This is a genomic window from Aquibacillus koreensis (assembly GCF_025154055.1).
Lineage (GTDB): Bacteria > Bacillota > Bacilli > Bacillales > Amphibacillaceae > Aquibacillus_C > Aquibacillus_C koreensis.
In genome coordinates this window covers 1-18,204 of the sequence record NZ_JAOALK010000057.1, presented here as the reverse complement: position 1 = coordinate 18,204, position 18,204 = coordinate 1, and the positions used below count along the sequence as shown (strand labels likewise).

The following is an 18,204-nucleotide window of genomic DNA, read 5'->3' as shown; positions in this document are numbered from 1 at the left end:
ATAAAAAATCCCATTTAACGGTGTGAACTGTTAAATGGATTTTTTTCGTTATTAATAATGTCGTTTTGTTCCTTTATAAAGTAAAGAGTCGTTTAGTGAAAAATGGGCATACTATTGCGCAAACAATGTAAGGAGGAAAGAATGTGCGTATTCTATTTCTAATTGGCATTATTAGTCTACAATTGTATAATCCACAGGTCTCTGTTATGAGTAAGTCAAATCAGTTTCTAAATAATTCAGAAGAGAAAAGTGAGGTTACCATTCAATCAAACACTATAAATGAACAGACGGATGTACTTAAATTAGAACTGCGTCTACCAACTATAAGTGGTTTGTCTGATGAAGCCTTTCAAGATGAGATTAACAAAGGAATAGTAAAGCAAGCTTTACTTACAAAAGTTAAGGTAATGCACATGGCAAATGAGGGGGAAAAATTAGCGGATGAACAAGGCAGAGAGTTCATACCATATGAGCTAAAGGTTGATTATCAAGTGAAAAACACACATGAGATTTTATCATTTCTAGTATCCACCTATGAATATACTGGTGGTGCTCATGGCATGACGAATACGGATTATTACAACATTCTTATAGACGAAAATAAAACAATCAAGCTATCCGACTTATTCAAAGAAGGTAGCAATTATAAAGAAGTGATTAATACGAGTATTCTGAAGCAAATCAAAAAACAAGAAGCAGCAGGTGAAGGTAGTTATTTCCATCCAAATGAAGCTTATGTTGGGGATAATGCTTTTCAATCTATTTCAGAAGATCAACCTTTTTATATAGAAAACGGTAATTTAGTCGTTGCTTTTGCACAATATGAGATCGCACCAGGCTATATGGGACAACCGACTTTCTCAATACCAATGGAATCGTTACAATCGATCATGAAAGAAAAATATCAAAGTCTTATCGTTAATTAATATAGTCTTTCTTTACATCATCAAGTATAAATAAACTTTTTTCATATTTGTACCTTCAAAAGTAATTCGTTCATTTTATCGTGTTAATCCTTTATAATGTTTAGGTGTTTTATTTATGAGGCAGTAGACATCAGGAGGAAGATTAAAATGAAGGCTTTTCTGTCAGAGATAGATGTACAAATCTGTTTGGATTTGTTGATCAATAAATATAAAGTACCTGATAAAATAATGAAAAAGGTGATTGGACAGAAAAATTATAATAGGTTAAATAAATTCCTTCTTTCATTAGGTAAGAATGCTCTTGATTTAACAGAGCTAACCAAAATGATCCTTCACGAAAAAGGAGTCTATTTTTTTTCAGGGTCGGATGATGGAATAAGAGAGCTGCGTAAGTATTTATTAAGGCAGTTAGACACAGATGAACTAGTGGCACTCTATGAACGAAATCCTACTGCAAATAAGACCATCACGTCACCAACTTATATGCTGACTCCCCTTAGTACGAAAAAATGGATGATGGGTGGTGTATGGCCACGTGATTTTGTTCGAACATTAGGGTTTCCAATGATCTTTTCTGGAATCTCAGTTCCAAAAGAGACAACAACAGAGACAGTAATAGACGTTGAAGCTAGAAAAACTGTTCCACCTCTTGCAGATTTCCAAAAGGATTTAAAAGAAGAGATGTTACGTGTTCTTAGCTTGGAAGGTGAGCATACTAGGTGTGTAGTTACCTTACCAACTGGTGGTGGGAAAACAAGGGTTGCCGTTGAAAGTTATATTGAATGGATGCATGCTGGGTTTTCGCAGGGGAAATATCTGATTTGGATTGCTCAGAACGAAGAGCTTTGTGAACAAGCGATCTCGTGTATTTCTGATATGTGGCAGGAAAAAGAATACCCAGAGTCACTTCGAATATACCGCTACTTTGGAGGGAACAAGCTTACAGATCAACAATTAATAGGTGGAGCCGTGATTGCGAGTATTCAACAGCTTTATGCAAGAGCAAACAGTGATGATCCAATATTAGAAGAAATTCTAAGGCATTGTGGAGCAATGATTATTGATGAAGCACATCACGCAGTTGCTCCAATGTATAACGTATTACTAGAGAAAGCGGAGGATATCTGTGGACCAAGTCTTTTTCCTATTTGTGGTTTAACCGCTACGCCTGGAAGAAGTGATGGTGAAACAATTAAGTTAGTGGATAAATTTCAAGCGTATTTGCTTCAACCAAATATCACTGGTGAATCTAGTTATGCGGACAATCCGTTAGCTTATTTTCGAAAGGAAGGCTATTTGGCAAAACCAAGGCATATTGTATATGATTCTGGCCGATCGTTCGAAGTTGATGAACAACAGGTGGAGGCAGATGAAGACCGAATTAACGCAGCCTTATTAAATGAACTTGCTACGGACGAGGCTAGAAACTACCAAATCATAAAACGATTACTAGATATACCATCTGGTGCACCTACATTGGTATATGCATGTACCGTTGAACACGCTATGTTTCTGTCGACTACGATGAATGCAATGGGGAGGAAGGCTGCAACAATATCCGCCAGTACACCTAAGGTAACAAGGCGGATGTATATTGATGCATTCCAAAGAGGAGAGATAGAGTTCTTATTTAACTATGGTGTTCTTACAACCGGTTTTGATGCACCTCAAACTTCCTACATCGTAATATGTCGTCCGACAACGAGTGTGATACTATATGAACAAATTGTCGGTAGAGGTCTAAGAGGACCAAAGTTTGGAGGAACAGAGTACTGCACAATTATTGATTTCGCGGATAATTTACTCCGATTAGGAAAACCGTTAGCCTATGCAAGATTCAGTGGTTTTTGGGAATCGCTCTCTGAAACTGAAGCTGTTTTTCCTGATCGTTTACAGGTCCTTTGTACCAATTAATCTATTGGGTCAAAGGACCTGTCCCTTTTTATTATTAGACATTCACCTATTATTTAATGCTTGCATAGGCTATTGTTAGATAATCTCGCAAAGGAGAGTGTCCTTATGACAGGTAGAATGACAAGATACTTTGCAGGAGGCAATACAGCAAAGGGTTTTTATGATTTATTTGAATCAAATATACAAGGGTTAGAACATGTTTACTTATTAAAAGGTGGTCCAGGTTCAGGAATCTCGAGCATAATTAAAAAGCTTGCTATTGAATGGAATCAACAAGGGTATGATACTGAGTGGATTCATAGCCACTCAGATAATGAAAAATTAGCAGGACTTATTATACCAACGCTTAAATTTGGTGTGTTTGATAGCACTTCTCCTCATGCAATTGAGCCAAAAGCTCCAGGTGCGATTGAAGCGTATGTGAATGTTGGGGAAGCATGGGATACATTACCGTTAAAAGATAAGCGGGAAGAAATTGTAGAGCTACAAGATAAAATAGAAGGGGCATATGAAACTGCATATGATTGTTTCCAGGAAGGACTTCGTATTCATGACGACTTAGAAGAAGTTTATATTAATGAAATGGACTTTGTTAAAGCGAATGAAGTTACCGAAGAGTTGATTAGCCGTATTTTTGTTGGAAAACAAAGTGAAAGAGCTTCTCGTGAAACACTTCATCGTTTCTTTGGTGCTTCTACGCCACAAGGTGTTATTGATTATATACCGAATATCACAGAAGATTTATCGAAGCGATATTTCATTAAAGGGCGCGCGGGTACAGGTAAATCAACGATATTGAAAAAGGTTGCCGCAGCTGCGGGTGATCGTGGGTTTGGTGTTGAAATGTATCATTGTGGGTTTGATCCTGAAAGTATAGATATGGTGGTCATTCGCGAATTAGGTGTTTGTGTATTTGATAGTACAGATCCACATGAATATTTTCCAAGTCGACATGGTGATGAAATTGTTGATGTGTATGAAAAAGCAGTTACACCTGGTACAGATGAGAAATATGAAAGTGCCATTATGGATACAACCAGAGGGTATAAACAAAAGATGAAGCAAGGTATAACCTATCTTCAAGAAGCAAAATCGCTATACGATCAGTTAGAAAAAATCTACATTGATGCAACAGACTTTTTAGTAGTTGATAAAATTTATGAAAAATTAAACAAAGCAATACAAGAATTAACATAAATAAATCTTGTGCGGGAATAGGAGGGGACATATGGCATCAAATCCATGTGTCCCTTTAATATAAGGAAAAATATGCTAAAATGGGCGAAGGGACGTATTAACCCTATACTACTATGAAAAATCATAATGACCGATGCTTAAGTAGGTACTTAAAAAGGGGGGGAATGTTTGACGAAGACAAGAATCACTACATTTGTAATTGCTTCATTATTTTTAATCATTTTAACGATAACGACTTTATCGGAAAGCTTCCCACCTAATTTAGGCAGTATAGGAAATCCTACAGCAAAAGAGATTTTAGATGGTAATCCAGATGCGGATATTCTTAAGCTAGATGGACTCATCTTTTCTCATTCAGATCATCAAGAATGGGGGAATGGAAAGGAGTACACGCGAGGAGAATTAATTGGGGAAATTAATAACCAGACGACCAATGCATGGTGGTTTCGAAATCTCTATGCGACAAAGCTTCCAAAAGGAACAAAAGTACACATGCCAAGTGAAGAAGGGTATGAAAAGGGTAATGCACCATTTGCATTAGTAGTTGAGTATGAAGGTCAACTACTGATTTATCGGTCATTGCGAGAAGGATAAGGTAGGATGCTATTATAAATTATTACATATGTGGTTAACAATAATGCAACTGAAAAAAGTGGACAAGGGACTGTCCATCTGTCCTAAAAGCACACAAAAAATGAGCATCCTTTTAAGGATGCTCATTAAAGTTTATTAGATTATTAATCTAGTGGAATCGCAATTTCAGATCCAATAGTTAGATCATTAGGGTCTACATCAGGGTTTGCTTCCATAATTTCTTCTGCAGAAACATAGTCGTAAACACTAGCTATTCCATTGATGGTATTACCCGGTTGAACCATGTGATAGACTACATCTGAATTTTCATTCCCATTTTCACTAGAGTTGTCAGTTGAATCATTGTTGTCATGAACAACTGTTACTTCAGAACCAATCATTAATTCATAAGGGTCAATGCCTTGGTTTAGGTCATGTAAATCTTCTAAAGTAACGCCATCATAAACATTTGCAATTCCAATTAACGTATTACCAGGTTGTACAGTGTGGGTAACTGCATCATTTGACCCAGTACTTTGTTCAGCATCTAATTCGATCTCCGTTCCTACTGGGATCGCTCGTGGTTCAATGTCACTATTCATATCCATTAACTCGTCAACGGTAACATTATGCTCTTGCGCCACATCCCAGAATGTCTCGCCTTCTTCCATTGTTTCTGTCTCAGCACTAACGGAAAAACCCGCGGTTCCAATAACCAAACCTACTACCGCTGTTGGTGCTAGAGTTTTCATTATTTTTGTCTTCATTTTCTAACTCCTCCTTTAGTAGTATCGTCTTACATTAATCACGTTCCTTCCTATAGTATTTTCTAAACATAATAATAGAAATTTTTATATTTTTCTATTAATACAAGTAGTGATAACAAATGAGATGCTTACTTATTAAATTGTTCTTAAATTTGTCCTTTTTGAGAAGTCCAATTCGCAAGGAATAGTGTTATAAATGATATGAATTAAACAAACTATACATAATTTAAAGTTGTTAAAAAGGGAGCGATGTTGTGATTACTGACATTTTAGCTAATTTTAGTTTTCTTTCACAATGGAACGCAGGCATATTGTTAATGGTCCTACTAGGAACAGTCTTCTATTTATTTCTATTACCTAGTGGAACCAATCATACAGTGAAAAAAACGATCATGTTTGTCGTAGGAATAGTTCTATTTTACATTGCTCTCGGAAGTCCATTAAATATTTTAGGGAGAATTTTGTTTCGAGCGCATATCATTCAGATGATTATCTTATACCTAGTGGTGGCGCCATTATTTGTTATTAGCACAAAAAGTGAACTATTCGCAAAGTTAATAACTTATTCTTATGTAAAAAAAGGTTACCTTGCTATTACACGCCCAATTTTTGTGATCTTATTTTTTTATGGGTTGTTTATTTTCTACCATATCCCGGTTCTGTTTGATTTCATTCGAATGAACTATACACTCAATTATGTCTACTTATTTGTCATGTTTATTGTAGCTTTATTATGGTGGAGTCCGCTATTTCCATTTACTAGTGAAGTAGATCGATTATCAAACACAAAAAAATTACTTTATATCATTTGTAATCTATCACTTTTTCTAGCTTTGTCTCTGTTTTTTATTCTACAAAACAACAGTTTATATTCCATTTACATGGACTTCGAATTGTTAATGGCCGCGATATTACTATGTCTTCCAGCAGGTGAAACAATTGAGACTTTACCAAATGATTTTGTAGAAACCTTACTTCCTTTTCCGCCTTTAAGAGAACAAAGAATTGGAGGAGTTTTCTTGTTAATTAGCCAGTTGATCTGGGTAATTCCTCTACTGGTCTTAAAAAGAAAATGAACGGATAAATTAATTCATTTCCTCCATTCTATCAGCGTATTTAAAAGTATCATAAAAAAGAACTTGGAAAAATCCAAGTTCTTCTTTAGTGGTTTTATCTTAAATATTTCAGTTAATAATCTGAAACACCTAACCTTTTATTTCCTATAGCCTTGTAAAATTCGATCCTCCAAATCTTGTGGAACAGATTGACTGGGATCATAATCTGCCCCTTGCTTCACTTGTTCTTTCGTTAGATCGACAAATACTCTGTGTTCGACCCAATCGATTTGGTTGATCCACTTCGGTGCAATCAATCTGAATTTACCTGTTAATATATTCTTGGTTTCTACTACGAGATAGGTTATTTCCCAACTGTTGTCGTCGATAATAAAATTGGAGACATGTCCAATCTCACCGTCAATTGCACTGATCCTATACCCGAAAAAGTCACCTTTGATTTCATTTACACTTCGTAAATGTTGATCACCATTATCACTCATTTCCATTCTATCTTTAACTAAGCCTCTTGAGTGAGAATCAGCCAATGTATAGGGATCATTGTAACCTGACCATGGTCCTGCACCAGACCAGTAAGTTGGCCATCCATAATAAATGGCTAAATCCAATTCTACTTGTTTCGATACAGGTTTATCTTCGTGTTGGTGTGGTGCGTTTTTAACGGTATCTTTTGTCGATAAAACATTTACTTTACCATTTTTTATATCTACTTCGTCAAAAGATAGTGGAGATAACAGTACCTTTTTACCTGGTAGCCACTTTCTAGTATCTGTAACTAAATAACGAATTGTCCAAAACTTATCGTCGAAATAGAGATCTTTCACGCCACCTAATTCTCCGTCAGATGCTTGAATGTTCAAGTCTTTAATTGTTGATGCTAAATATAAAATAATTAGCCTCCTTTTTATTCTAAAGAATTGATAATTAATAAAGTGACTACTTGTAATTCAATTACCTTTACAATTTATTTTAAACATAAAAAAAGCATTTTCAGTTTGGGTATGAACCATGTACCTTTTCAAAAGCAATAATGCTAGTTGCTATTGTTGGAAATAAATAGGATAATAGACTTATAAGAGGAGGGAACAAATTGAAAGCATTAGTAGGACATGTCAACGACATTTGTACAAAGCACAGGTGGAATGAAAAAATATTAATTGTTGATTCTTATTCAATTGGAGAAGAAATCTTGCAAGCATACACACATGTGGAATTTGAAGCAATAAATGTAAAAATAAAGACTGTTCGAAGTTTAGCTAATGATATAGTAGAAGTATATGCAGAAGAAAGGTTTCAACAAATGGAAAAACCCGTCGCCATTCACTTTATGTATTGGATTCTTCATGAATTGATTGATTCTGGTAAACTGCGCTACTTTACAGGTTTGGAGATTACATCATCATTTAGTAGAAGCCTGCTAGATACAATTACACAACTGCGAATGGCAGGATATACGAGTGAAAACCTCGTTGAAACAGCTTTTGTCTCAACGAACAAGGCTCTGGATATCAAACATATCATGCATCAATATGAACATCTTCTTGTTGCCTATCAAATGTGGGATTATGCTTCCATTCTACAAAAAGCTCTGGATCTTATCCCTCCATATAACAATAACACGATTTATATCTTGCAATCTAACCTATCCCTCACACAATTAGAACATCAATTTTTAGAAATTTTGTTACCAAATCAAATAGAAAAGCTCCCTTTATCAAAAGTGTATGGTGTACAGACACCACAATTCCATGATCTTCGTTCTGTTAATTGGAGTGATCCAACATCATTAAGTTACATATATCAACCAAAAGAGGCTACTGAAGTGCCTGAAATATCTTTATTCACTGCAAATACAGAAGAAATGGAAATAAAGCACATGTTTTCTCAGATAAAAAAATCTGATCAAGCATTCGACAAATGTATGATGTATTACACAAAACCAGAACCATATGTAACAACGGTCTATCATCTGTCTGAAAAGTATCAGATTCCTGTAACATATGGAGAAGGAATACCCATTTCATTTAGTCGCCCAGGTAAACTAATCGCAGCAATTTCAAAATGGATGAAAAATAAATACAGTGTAAAAGATTTTATTTCGATCATACACGAAGGACTAATAGAATTTTCGAATGGTGCTCCGACAAAAGTAAAAATAACCAAACTGCTACGGGATGCAAGTATTGGGTGGGATCAAACTCGTTACCTATCCCAGCTAGATATCTTTATTGATGAACAAAATAGAAAAGCAATGGAATCAGTTGATGAAAAAAGAATTAACTTCTTACAGGAGCAAGTCCTTGATGCAATGTGGTTGCGCGAATGGTTTTCCATTCTTTTTCAAAAACTTCCGAGTATAGAGGGTAAAGTCGATTATCGTGGTTTATTAAACGCATGCAAGTATATGCTTACCGATTATGGTAGGATAACTTCTGCACTAGATGAAGTAGCCAAGTCTGACATGTTAACAACACTTGAAACAGTATTACCATATGCAGATGAACAATTGCCGTTCTTTGATGCTTTTGAGAAATTACATGATTTACTCTTAACCTCAAACATCAATCAATCAAATCCCAAGCCAGGACATCTACATATTTGCTCCTATAAGAGAGGGGTGTATAGCACGAGATCTACAGTATTTGTTGTAGGTTTAGACAACCGCGCTTTTCCTGGAACGCCAAGTGAAGACCCACTATTACTAGATCAAGAGCGACAGAGTCTAAGCGGGTTCTTACCAATTTTGAAAGAAAAAGGACAACAAAATGTGTACAAAATGCTCCAGGTACTTGCACATACATCAGGTCCCATATCGCTAAGTTATTGTCACTTTAGTATCAATGACAATCGTCCCGTAAGTCCGTCTCATTTATTTTTACAAGTGTATCGTCTTGCAACCAACAACGAAAGAGCGGATTTTAAACATATAAAACAACTACCAAGAACATTACCGCACGTAGATGTGTTGGAGGGAAAAGATTATTGGAACAGGTTGCTTCGAGAAGAAGTAGACAAACAATTAGATGATTCTATGTTCACAACCTATGAAAATCTTGTATTTGGTTTTCAAGCAGCTATGTCTAGAAAACAAGATCGTTTTACGGCCTATGATGGCCTAGTTGATGTAGATGCAAATGAGCTTGACCCCCGCTTGAATAAAGATAGAACGATGACTGCTGGAAAATTAGAAAAATTAGCAACTTGTCCATATGCCTATTTTCTTGGAGAGGTTCTTCAACTTAGACCAATCGAAGAGGTTACTTATGATCCTTATAGTTGGTTAGATGCAGCAACAAGAGGAAGTCTGTTACACAGTATTTTTGAAACCTTTTATAAACAATTAAAGAAACAAAAACAAAAGCCTATGGTTTCAGAGCATGAAGAATTAATTTTTAAGGATTGCAAAAGAAAAAATATATCAACAAGAAACAATCCAACCACCTCCTAGTCAAAGGATTTATCAAAAAGAAGTAGATGACCTACTCCATTGTTGTCGTATCTTTTTAAAGGAAGAAGAAGTCTATGGAGAAAAATACAAAGTAGAGCACTTGGAATACGAATTCGGTATTGGTGATGTACGTCCTGCGGTTGTAACATTGCCATCGAATAAGACGCTTTATATAGCAGGGAAAATTGACCGTGTTGATCAAGCTGATGCCGGTGATTATCATATTATTGACTATAAGACAGGTGGCACTTATAGCTACCATGAATCCAAGCCTTTCAAAGGCGGTAGACAGTTACAACACTTTATCTATTCGATAGCGATTGAAGAGCATCTTCAATTAGCGGCAGGAGCTGTCAAGGAAAGTTCCTATTATTTCCCAAGTTCAAAAGGTCTGGGTGAGCGATATGTACGAAGTCAAAATGAAACATTACGTACAAATGGGTTAAATATTCTGGAAAAGTTAATTGATGTTCTAAAATATGGACATTTCTCCATGACAGATGATGAAAATGACTGCAAGTTTTGTGATTTTAAAGCGGTATGCAAACGAGCGTACTATGATAAAGAAACATTAGAAGCAAAACAAATGGATCAAGAATGGGATGGAATAGGAAAATTTAAGGGAGTGCGTGCTTATGAGTAAAGTAATTGTGGATCAAGCGGCACGGAATAAAATTAAAAGTGAATTAACTACAAATTATTTAATTGAAGCTGGAGCTGGATCAGGTAAGACAACTAGCTTAGTAGAACGTATGGTTAACTTAATTTACACAGATACATGTAAAATCGAGCAAATGGTTGCGATTACGTTTACTAGAAAAGCTGCGGACGAACTCAAACTGCGATTTCAATCGGAATTAGAAAATAAATGGGAAATTGAAATAGAGGAACTCCAAGCAACTCGCCTTTCAGATGCATTACAAAATATGGAGAGATGTTTTATTGGGACAGTACATGCCTTTTGTTCTAGATTGCTAAGAGAACGTCCAATAGAAGCAAAGTTAGACTTAACTTTTCAAGAATTAGAAGAACAGGATGATTATGAATTATTAGAAGAAGCGTGGCATACGTATTTACTTCGTTTACAGGAATTCTCGCCAACTCGACTAAAAGAGATGGACGAATTAGGACTTGAAGTAGATGACTTGTTTACTTGTTTAAAAGATATGAAAAATTATCCTGACGTAGAATGGGTTACCTCGCATGTCAATAAACCCGCATTAGAGGAAACGTATAATTATTTTATGACTTTAATAAAAGAAGCAAAACGGTCTTTACCAGAAAAGGAACCGGATAAGGGCTATGACGCTTTACAAAAAGCAATGCATACTTCCTTAATCAAGCAACGACATGGTAATGCTTCTAATCCAAGACACATTATTGATATCTTTGAACTTTTTAATAAGAATTTAAAACCAACCTACAACAGGTGGGACTCTAAGGAAGACGCTAAATTCTATTATGAGAAAATAACGAGTGTGGTTGACCAATCGATTAAACGATTGCTTCAGACATGGTGGGAATATTGTCACCCTAAGGTAATCAACTTTTTGATTGATGCGATGGACGATTATGAACAGTTAAAAAGGGAGCGATCCTTACTAAACTACCAAGATTTACTAATAAAAACAAATCAGTTACTGAAGGGAAACGAAGAGGTTAGATACTATTTTCAACAAAAATACAAATGTCTTCTTGTGGACGAATTTCAGGATACCGATCCAATTCAAGCGGAGATCATGTTCTTTCTAACTGGAGAAAATCTTGATGAGCAAGTATGGACAAAGTGCAAGCCAAGACCGGGTTCTTTATTTGTAGTTGGAGGTCCAAAGCAAGCGATTTATCGATTCCGACGTGCGGATATCGACACGTATAATCGTGTGAAGCAGTTAATCGAGGCTCATGGTGGCGAAGTTTTACAGCTTACCATGAATTTTCGTACAGTAAATACGATAACAGAAAAGCTAAATACAATTTTTCAACACATGCTACCAAATACTGAAACTGTTTATCAAGCAGCCTACCGTCCATTACACGCCTTCAAAACAGATGATCAAAGCCGTCTTTCTGGTATTAAAAGAATAACCATACCGGACGATTATTCTAGAAAAGACGACGTAGTGCAACAAGATGCCGAAAACATCGCTACCTATATCCAATCATTATTAAAGGAAGGCTATCATGCAAAAGATTTTTTGGTTCTGACTCGTTATAATGATGGGATTGCAACCTATGCCCAAACGATCGAGGATCGTGGGATACCAGTAAGTGTTAGTGGAGAGATTGTTATTGGGGAAACAAGAGAATTCCAGGAGTTACTAACATTGTTTCAAACGTTTGTGGATCCTACTGACCAAGTTGCGTTAGTGGCTGCGTTACGAGGTGCTTTTTTTGGAGTAAGTGATAATGATCTCTATCAATGGAAACAAGCTGGTGGTCGTTTTTCGATCTATAGCTTAGTGCCTAGAGGATTAATAGAACCAATTAAAGCAAAATTTGAATTGGCACTATCCAAATTAGCACTCTACCAAAAATGGATTCGAGCGTTACCACCAACTGCAGCGATGGAACAAATAATGGAGGATGTTGGGTTTTATGCTTTATTAATAAAAAATAAACATGGCAAGAGGTCACACAAAAGTCTACTACAAATCTTAGAGGCATTAAGGGCATCAGAAGTGAATGGAATAACTACGTATAAGTCAGTTTGTGATGTATTTGCGGAATTGGTAATGGAAAAGACCGTTGTGGCTAATCTTGAAGAAGATGCTGACGCAGTTCGAGTCATGAATGTTCATAAAGCAAAGGGGCTTGAAGCTCCAATTGTTTTTCTATCTCATCCAATAAAGATGGTAAATGCAGAAACTTTTCTGTCAAAGTATATTAAACGAGAGGACGATCATTCCAAAGGCTACTATTCTTTTTCTGTTAAAAAGGGATTCCAGTCTAAGATGATCGCGTTACCAGTAAATTGGTCACGATTGAAAATGGAAGAACTCCGATACTTACTTGAAGAAGAAATCCGGATTGTATATGTAGCTGCTACTCGTGCGGAAAAAGCCTTAGTGATAAGTTCGAGTGCGAAAAGTGATAATAAAAATCCTTGGAAAGACTTACTTCAAATGGAAAGTATAGAAGAGGTAGTATTACCTGAGCATGACTTGAAAGAAAAGAATCAAAAAGAGTTAACCATTAGCTTAGATCATTACGAATCCGAAACAAAAGCACGTTTAGATTGGCTAGAGCTAAAAAAACAACCGACATATAAAATGTGGAGTCCAACAGATGACAAAGACTTTGCCGAAGTTGCTTCACTAGAACGTGAATCTGCTGGAGGACGAGCTTGGGGAACATTAATTCATAACGTTCTGGAAAAAGTAGTGCAAGGAGTTGACGTTCACCACTTTATCCAAAATGCAATGGTAAAACATAGTATTCCAACAGAACGAGAGCAAGAAGTGTATGACTATATTCGTTTGTGGAAGCATTCTGATATTTGGAATGAATTAGATGAGGCGGACCAGGTATTAACGGAAGTGCCGTTTAACTTAAAATTGGAACCGCAAGATCCATTGTACACCGTCGTTCAACAAGGTATAGAAAGCTCTACTATCTATGTCAAAGGTGTGATTGATCTTGTTTATTTAAAGGACGGCGCATGGACTATAGTAGATTATAAGACTGATCGAGTGAAAAAGGAAGAAGATTTTAGCAAGTTACGAGACTATTATAAAGGACAGGTTATTTTTTATAAGCATGCATGGGGACAAATGACTGGTGAAAAAGTGAACGAAGTGAAGCTATTTTTCTTTGCAGAACAACTGCAGGGATTTGTGAAATAGGACAGTTGAAGTAGAGAGAGGAGGTAAGTACCTTTCTCTCTTTTTGACTATAGTTTGTTATATAGTTAGAAAAATATAAAGGGGGAATTCTCATGATTTTGGAGGCCGTAATGCTACAAGTCAAACCAGGTTTCGAAGAGGAATTTGAAATAGAATTTAAAAAAGCGTCAAACATTATCTCATCCATGAAAGGGTATAAATCGCATGAATTACAGCGTTGTCTGGAAGTTCAAGGAAAGTACTTGCTGCTAGTTAATTGGGATACGTTAGAAGATCATACAGTCGGATTTAGAAAATCAGAAGCGTATCAGGAATGGAAAAGAAGGCTACATCACTTCTACGATCCATTCCCTATTGTAGAGCATTTCGAAATGGTTGATTTAGCACTAGAATAAATCTTTACTTGATAAGAAGATAAGACTAGTATAAAATTTATGAAAGAGAAATGTGTAAGCGTTTTATCTAATCTCTAAAAACCGTGTTAATTAATAAAGGGGACTGTATACCGTGAATAGAGAAAAAATAGACAGATTAAAGACATTTAAGCGGGTTGCATGGTATTTTATGCTAGCTTCACTGATATCCATGTGGTTATTACGAAATTTCGAGATGAATGCTATTGCTAATGTGCCATATGTAACAACAGCTATATCAGGGCTTTGTGTAATTATTATTAATCGATTTATTAAACAAGAGCTTAAAAAATAAATTATGTTCAAACAAACGATGCACAGATGGGCATCGTTTGTTTTTTGGATATAGTAAAAAAATAAGTCTGAATTGTGGTTTAACGTTCAGAAATTGAGGGAATTAATGTTCGAGTCTTATTTTATATAATTAGGTGATTACATGTTTACATTGTTTATGAATAGTTATAAGGACTTTAAAGCTTCCTATAAGAAATACCTTACAATTGAGCTTTTATTTATGTTGTTTTCAAGTTTCTTATTTGTTCCTCTTATTTCATTTTTGTTTAATAGGATTTTAAGGGTATTGGGATCTAATTCATTGCTAAATGCGGATGTATATAAACTTGGGTCAAGTGTTTCTGGTATTTTTGGTATGCTTATCATCACCCTTGTAGTCATTGTTATTTTGTTCTTAGAGTTTGGCGTACTAATCATAATTACGCAAAAGAGATATTTTCAAAAAGACATCCTAATAACAGATGCATTTCTTGCAACTTTAAGGAGACTTCCAAGGTTAGTCGGATTTGGTATATTTCAGTTAGTGCCAATATTTTTACTGCTTATACCTTTTGTTGACTTATCTTTTGTGCCAGCACTATTGGATATTAATATTCCAATAATTCTCATAAACGAATGGTATGAATCTTATTATTCCTTAATTATATATGCTATTGTCGTATTAATCGTAGCATATATTTTCTTAAGGTTGATCTTTACGCTGCATTATTTTTATATTGAGAATAAACGAATCCGCCATGCGACAAGACATAGTTTTAAGCTAACGAAACATAATCACATGAGGATCCTTTATCATTTGTGTGTCGTAAATGTTTTTGTTTTTCTAGCAGGTTTTTCTCTTATGCGTCTGGGTTCTTTTTTAGCAGAGTACGTGGATAATTATATCCCAGGCCACCTAATTGAAAATCTTTATATTACTTTTTCTGGTTACATGGCCGTGATTTTTTCGATTTTATTAATTCCGATTAATATCATTATTATTACGAGACTCTTTTATAAGTTTAAGCGGGATCAAGAGGATGTGATTGAGGATACCCTAACCATAAAACCTCATAAAAGGTTACATAAGATGGAGTCTAACATCACAACATTTTTTAATAGAAGAAAACCTATATTAGTGACTGGAGTAATTGTATATCTATTAGGAATGTTTTTTGTAAATTATGCGTTTCATGATAATATGGTGTACTTACGATGGGATGTTGATATTGCTAGTCATAGAGGGGATGCAGAAAATGCACCGGAAAACTCACTGAGTAGTATAAGGTCTGCACTAAACCAAGGGGTGGACGCAATTGAAATAGATGTACAAATGACCCAAGATGGAGTCATTGTCTTAAATCATGATAAGAATTTACAAAGAATGGCTGGAATAGATTCAAAGATTAACGAAATGACTTACAGTGAAGTAGCTCAAGTAGATATAGGACGTCTTCATGGAGAGGCATTTATAGGCGAGAAAATCCCAACGCTTGAAGAAGTGGTGGAAGAGATCGTAGAAATGGATGTGAAGTTAATCATTGATATTAAAGCCGTGGACTCCACACATACACTCGCTGAAAATTTAGTAACCGTGATCGAGGAGCATGAAATAGGAGAAGAGACGTATGTTCAGTCATTTGATTACGATCAACTAAAAGATATAAGAAAATTAAACAGCGAGATAAAACTAGGGCAGATTATGTACCTGTTTGCAGGTGATTTATCACATTTAGACGTAGATTTCTATACAGTGCGCCAAAGTATGCTTTCAGAAAGGCTTGTTCGTAATGCTCAAAAGCAGGGGAGAGAAGTGTGGGTATGGACGGTAAATATCGAAAGGAATATAAGAGAAGTACTGAAGTATGATATAGATGGTATTATCACTGATCATCCAGAAAAAATCCAACGAATGTTAGGTATTACTTTAGCTTCAGAGGAAGATAACGGTTAAGGTGGTTTGTATATAGGGTGTATAAAAAATGCTTGGAATTTAAAAATCCAAGCATTTTTCATTACCCAAAATCTTTCATCGTGATACAATTAAGAATAAAAATATTCAAGAAGAGGTAGTGTGATAAATGGAAAAGTTCGGAATCATTAATGAGGTGGAGACAGATAAAAAGGAAGTTGCAATAACATTTGATGATGGGCCAAATACGACGTACACACCACAAATATTAGATATATTTGAAGCGGTTTCAGGACAAGCGACTTTTTATATGATTGGTGAGCAGATGAAGAAACACCCTGAAGTAGTTAAGGACGTATTAGAAAAAGGGCATGAAATTGGAAATCATACGTACTCTCATCCTTTTTTAACTAAGTTACATAAAGATGATGCATTTCAAGAGGTGGACATGACAGATAAGCTAATTGAAGAAATGACTGGAAAAAAACCCAAAACATTTCGTCCGCCATTTTTTGATTTTAATGAGGAAACTGCATCCATTATCGATACTTTTGGTTATAAAACAATAGCTGCCATGAACGTGGGTGCACAAGATTGGGAGCAACCTGGAGTAAATCAGATTGTGTCTGAATCTCGTAAACATATAAAACCTGGAAGCATCTTTATTTTTCACGATGGATTTGAAGAACGTTCTCAAACAGTAGAAGCTGTTCGTATCTTAGTTTCTGAATTAAAGGAACAAGGATATGAGCTCGTTACAATTAGCAAGTTGTTAGGTTTATCTGAATAAATTGGATTATTCGGGAGGCGATAAGGTAAATGGGAATATTAGTGAATGATGTATTAAAACAATTAATCAAACCAGTTGGAGAGCTTCCTAAGACGGTGGATACATTAAAATTCGGTACAACAAATATGGATGTTTCAGGAATTGCAGTAACATTTATGCCTACTTATGATGTGCTTAAGCAAGCTAATAGGCTAGGAGCAAACCTATTAATCACCCACGAAGGGATTTTTCATAGTCATTGGGATGACAGTGATATCGGACCTACAAAAGTTAGTGAAGATAAATTAGCTTTAATCAAAGAGTCTGGTATGGCGATCTTTAGGTTTCATGATTATATACACAAATATACACCAGATGGGATTATGCAAGGTTTAATCCAATCGTTACAATGGGAAGAATTTGTAGATGAGCATCAACCGACAGCTTCCATTTTAACTGTGCCAGGTATGACGGTGAAAGATGTGTGTGATTACGTGAAAAATAAATTAGGGATGGAATATTTACGTGTAGTTGGCGATCCATCTATGCCTTGTGAGAAAATCGGTTTATTAGCGGGGTTTCGAGGAGGAGGATCCGTTGCTATTCCTTTATTTGAACAACAAAATCTCGATTTGGTTATCTATGGAGAAGGTCCGGAGTGGGAAACTCCTGAGTATGTACGCGATGCGATTCAACAAGGGAAGCATAAAGCATTAATCGTGTTAGGACATATGGAGAGTGAAGCGGCTGGAATGCAATTAATTGCAACGGAACTAGCAACTACATTTCCAAGTACTCCTGTGCATTTCATACCGGTGGAACCAACTTTTAAAGTTATGTAACTTCTGAAGAATTATCTTTGTTGCACAGTATGCATATACTACGCAGCAAAACTTTCATATCATAGAAACATTGAAGTGTTATAACGCCGTTCCGGCAGAATACTTCGCTTTCCGAGGAGGAATCACGAAAAATCCCAAAACCCGGCTTTTTCTAAGTTCAGATTCCTCTTGCGGGCACGGCCTCAGCCTCCTCGTGGAAAGGGCACCACTGCGGGGTCTTCACCTCGCGCTATTCCCGCAGGAGTCTTCGTA

The 18,204-nt window shown here is 35.9% G+C and carries 15 protein-coding genes; 13 read left to right on the top strand and 2 right to left on the bottom strand.

What is annotated here, in order from left to right:
• The first annotated feature begins 143 nt into the window (after positions 1-143).
• The 4 genes from NYQ66_RS18240 (at position 144) to NYQ66_RS18225 (ending at position 4,631) form a co-directional block, all read left to right on the top strand.
• Complete coding sequence (locus NYQ66_RS18240) at positions 144-926, top strand: DUF3298 and DUF4163 domain-containing protein (protein WP_259871557.1); 783 nt, start codon at positions 144-146, stop codon at positions 924-926.
• 147 nt (positions 927-1,073) lie between these two features.
• On the top strand, positions 1,074-2,840 hold the full coding sequence (locus NYQ66_RS18235; RefSeq protein WP_259871555.1) for a DEAD/DEAH box helicase: 1,767 nt from the start codon (positions 1,074-1,076) through the stop codon (positions 2,838-2,840).
• Positions 2,841-2,945: 105 nt separating this feature from the next.
• Positions 2,946-4,037: a PRK06851 family protein gene (locus NYQ66_RS18230; protein ID WP_259871554.1), complete on the top strand. Its 1,092-nt coding sequence runs from the start codon at positions 2,946-2,948 to the stop codon at positions 4,035-4,037.
• A 168-nt stretch (positions 4,038-4,205) separates the two neighbouring features.
• Entirely contained in the window at positions 4,206-4,631 is a 426-nt protein-coding gene (locus NYQ66_RS18225; protein ID WP_259871551.1) for a hypothetical protein, read from the top strand.
• A 143-nt stretch (positions 4,632-4,774) separates the two neighbouring features.
• Here the strand turns inward: NYQ66_RS18225 and NYQ66_RS18220 are convergent, their stop codons facing one another.
• A complete protein-coding gene (locus tag NYQ66_RS18220; RefSeq protein ID WP_259871548.1) occupies positions 4,775-5,377 on the bottom strand; it encodes a LysM peptidoglycan-binding domain-containing protein in 603 nt (200 codons plus the stop codon).
• A 254-nt stretch (positions 5,378-5,631) separates the two neighbouring features.
• Between NYQ66_RS18220 and NYQ66_RS18215 the strand changes: the two genes are divergently transcribed.
• Positions 5,632-6,453 carry a cytochrome c oxidase assembly protein gene (locus NYQ66_RS18215; RefSeq protein ID WP_259871546.1) on the top strand — a complete coding sequence of 274 codons (822 nt, stop codon included), beginning with the start codon at positions 5,632-5,634 and terminating at the stop codon, positions 6,451-6,453.
• A gap of 137 nt (positions 6,454-6,590) precedes the next feature.
• On the opposite strand, the gene NYQ66_RS18210 is transcribed toward NYQ66_RS18215, so the two are convergent.
• A complete protein-coding gene (locus NYQ66_RS18210) occupies positions 6,591-7,343 on the bottom strand; it encodes a PRC-barrel domain-containing protein (RefSeq protein ID WP_259871626.1) in 753 nt (250 codons plus the stop codon).
• A 200-nt stretch (positions 7,344-7,543) separates the two neighbouring features.
• On the opposite strand from NYQ66_RS18210, the gene NYQ66_RS18205 reads away from it, so the two are divergent.
• From NYQ66_RS18205 to NYQ66_RS18170, 8 genes are all read left to right on the top strand, one after another.
• A complete protein-coding gene (locus tag NYQ66_RS18205) occupies positions 7,544-9,901 on the top strand; it encodes a PD-(D/E)XK nuclease family protein (protein WP_259871543.1) in 2,358 nt (785 codons plus the stop codon).
• Positions 9,852-10,544 (top strand): PD-(D/E)XK nuclease family protein, encoded by a 693-nt coding sequence (locus tag NYQ66_RS18200; RefSeq protein WP_311202034.1) that lies wholly within the window; start codon positions 9,852-9,854, stop codon positions 10,542-10,544. Before NYQ66_RS18205 ends, NYQ66_RS18200 begins: the two co-directional genes overlap by 50 nt.
• Entirely contained in the window at positions 10,537-13,743 is a 3,207-nt protein-coding gene (locus NYQ66_RS18195) for a UvrD-helicase domain-containing protein (protein ID WP_259871541.1), read from the top strand. The genes NYQ66_RS18200 and NYQ66_RS18195 overlap by 8 nt, the downstream gene beginning before the upstream one ends.
• Before the next feature lie 92 nt (positions 13,744-13,835).
• Positions 13,836-14,138, top strand: coding sequence for an antibiotic biosynthesis monooxygenase family protein (locus NYQ66_RS18190; protein ID WP_259871538.1), 303 nt, complete (start codon positions 13,836-13,838; stop codon positions 14,136-14,138).
• Between the two features lie 112 nt (positions 14,139-14,250).
• Positions 14,251-14,451 (top strand): hypothetical protein, encoded by a 201-nt coding sequence (locus tag NYQ66_RS18185; protein ID WP_259871537.1) that lies wholly within the window; start codon positions 14,251-14,253, stop codon positions 14,449-14,451.
• Between the two features lie 141 nt (positions 14,452-14,592).
• Positions 14,593-16,383 carry a glycerophosphoryl diester phosphodiesterase membrane domain-containing protein gene (locus tag NYQ66_RS18180; protein ID WP_259871536.1) on the top strand — a complete coding sequence of 597 codons (1,791 nt, stop codon included), beginning with the start codon at positions 14,593-14,595 and terminating at the stop codon, positions 16,381-16,383.
• A 127-nt stretch (positions 16,384-16,510) separates the two neighbouring features.
• Positions 16,511-17,131: a polysaccharide deacetylase family protein gene (locus tag NYQ66_RS18175; protein ID WP_259871534.1), complete on the top strand. Its 621-nt coding sequence runs from the start codon at positions 16,511-16,513 to the stop codon at positions 17,129-17,131.
• Positions 17,132-17,160: 29 nt separating this feature from the next.
• A complete protein-coding gene (locus NYQ66_RS18170; RefSeq protein WP_259871533.1) occupies positions 17,161-17,952 on the top strand; it encodes a Nif3-like dinuclear metal center hexameric protein in 792 nt (263 codons plus the stop codon).
• Positions 17,953-18,204 lie beyond the last annotated feature (252 nt).

What these genes read in the sequence shown, in the direction of transcription:
- NYQ66_RS18235 (WP_259871555.1), top strand. Translation starts at nt 1,074, where the DNA reads ATGAAGGCTTTTCTGTCAGAGATAGATGTACAAATCTGTTTGGATTTG.
- NYQ66_RS18230 (WP_259871554.1), top strand. Translation starts at nt 2,946, where the DNA reads ATGACAGGTAGAATGACAAGATACTTTGCAGGAGGCAATACAGCAAAG.
- NYQ66_RS18220 (WP_259871548.1), bottom strand. Translation starts at nt 5,377, where the DNA reads ATGAAGACAAAAATAATGAAAACTCTAGCACCAACAGCGGTAGTAGGT.
- NYQ66_RS18195 (WP_259871541.1), top strand. Translation starts at nt 10,537, where the DNA reads ATGAGTAAAGTAATTGTGGATCAAGCGGCACGGAATAAAATTAAAAGT.
- NYQ66_RS18190 (WP_259871538.1), top strand. Translation starts at nt 13,836, where the DNA reads ATGATTTTGGAGGCCGTAATGCTACAAGTCAAACCAGGTTTCGAAGAG.
- NYQ66_RS18180 (WP_259871536.1), top strand. Translation starts at nt 14,593, where the DNA reads ATGTTTACATTGTTTATGAATAGTTATAAGGACTTTAAAGCTTCCTAT.
- NYQ66_RS18175 (WP_259871534.1), top strand. Translation starts at nt 16,511, where the DNA reads ATGGAAAAGTTCGGAATCATTAATGAGGTGGAGACAGATAAAAAGGAA.
- NYQ66_RS18170 (WP_259871533.1), top strand. Translation starts at nt 17,161, where the DNA reads ATGGGAATATTAGTGAATGATGTATTAAAACAATTAATCAAACCAGTT.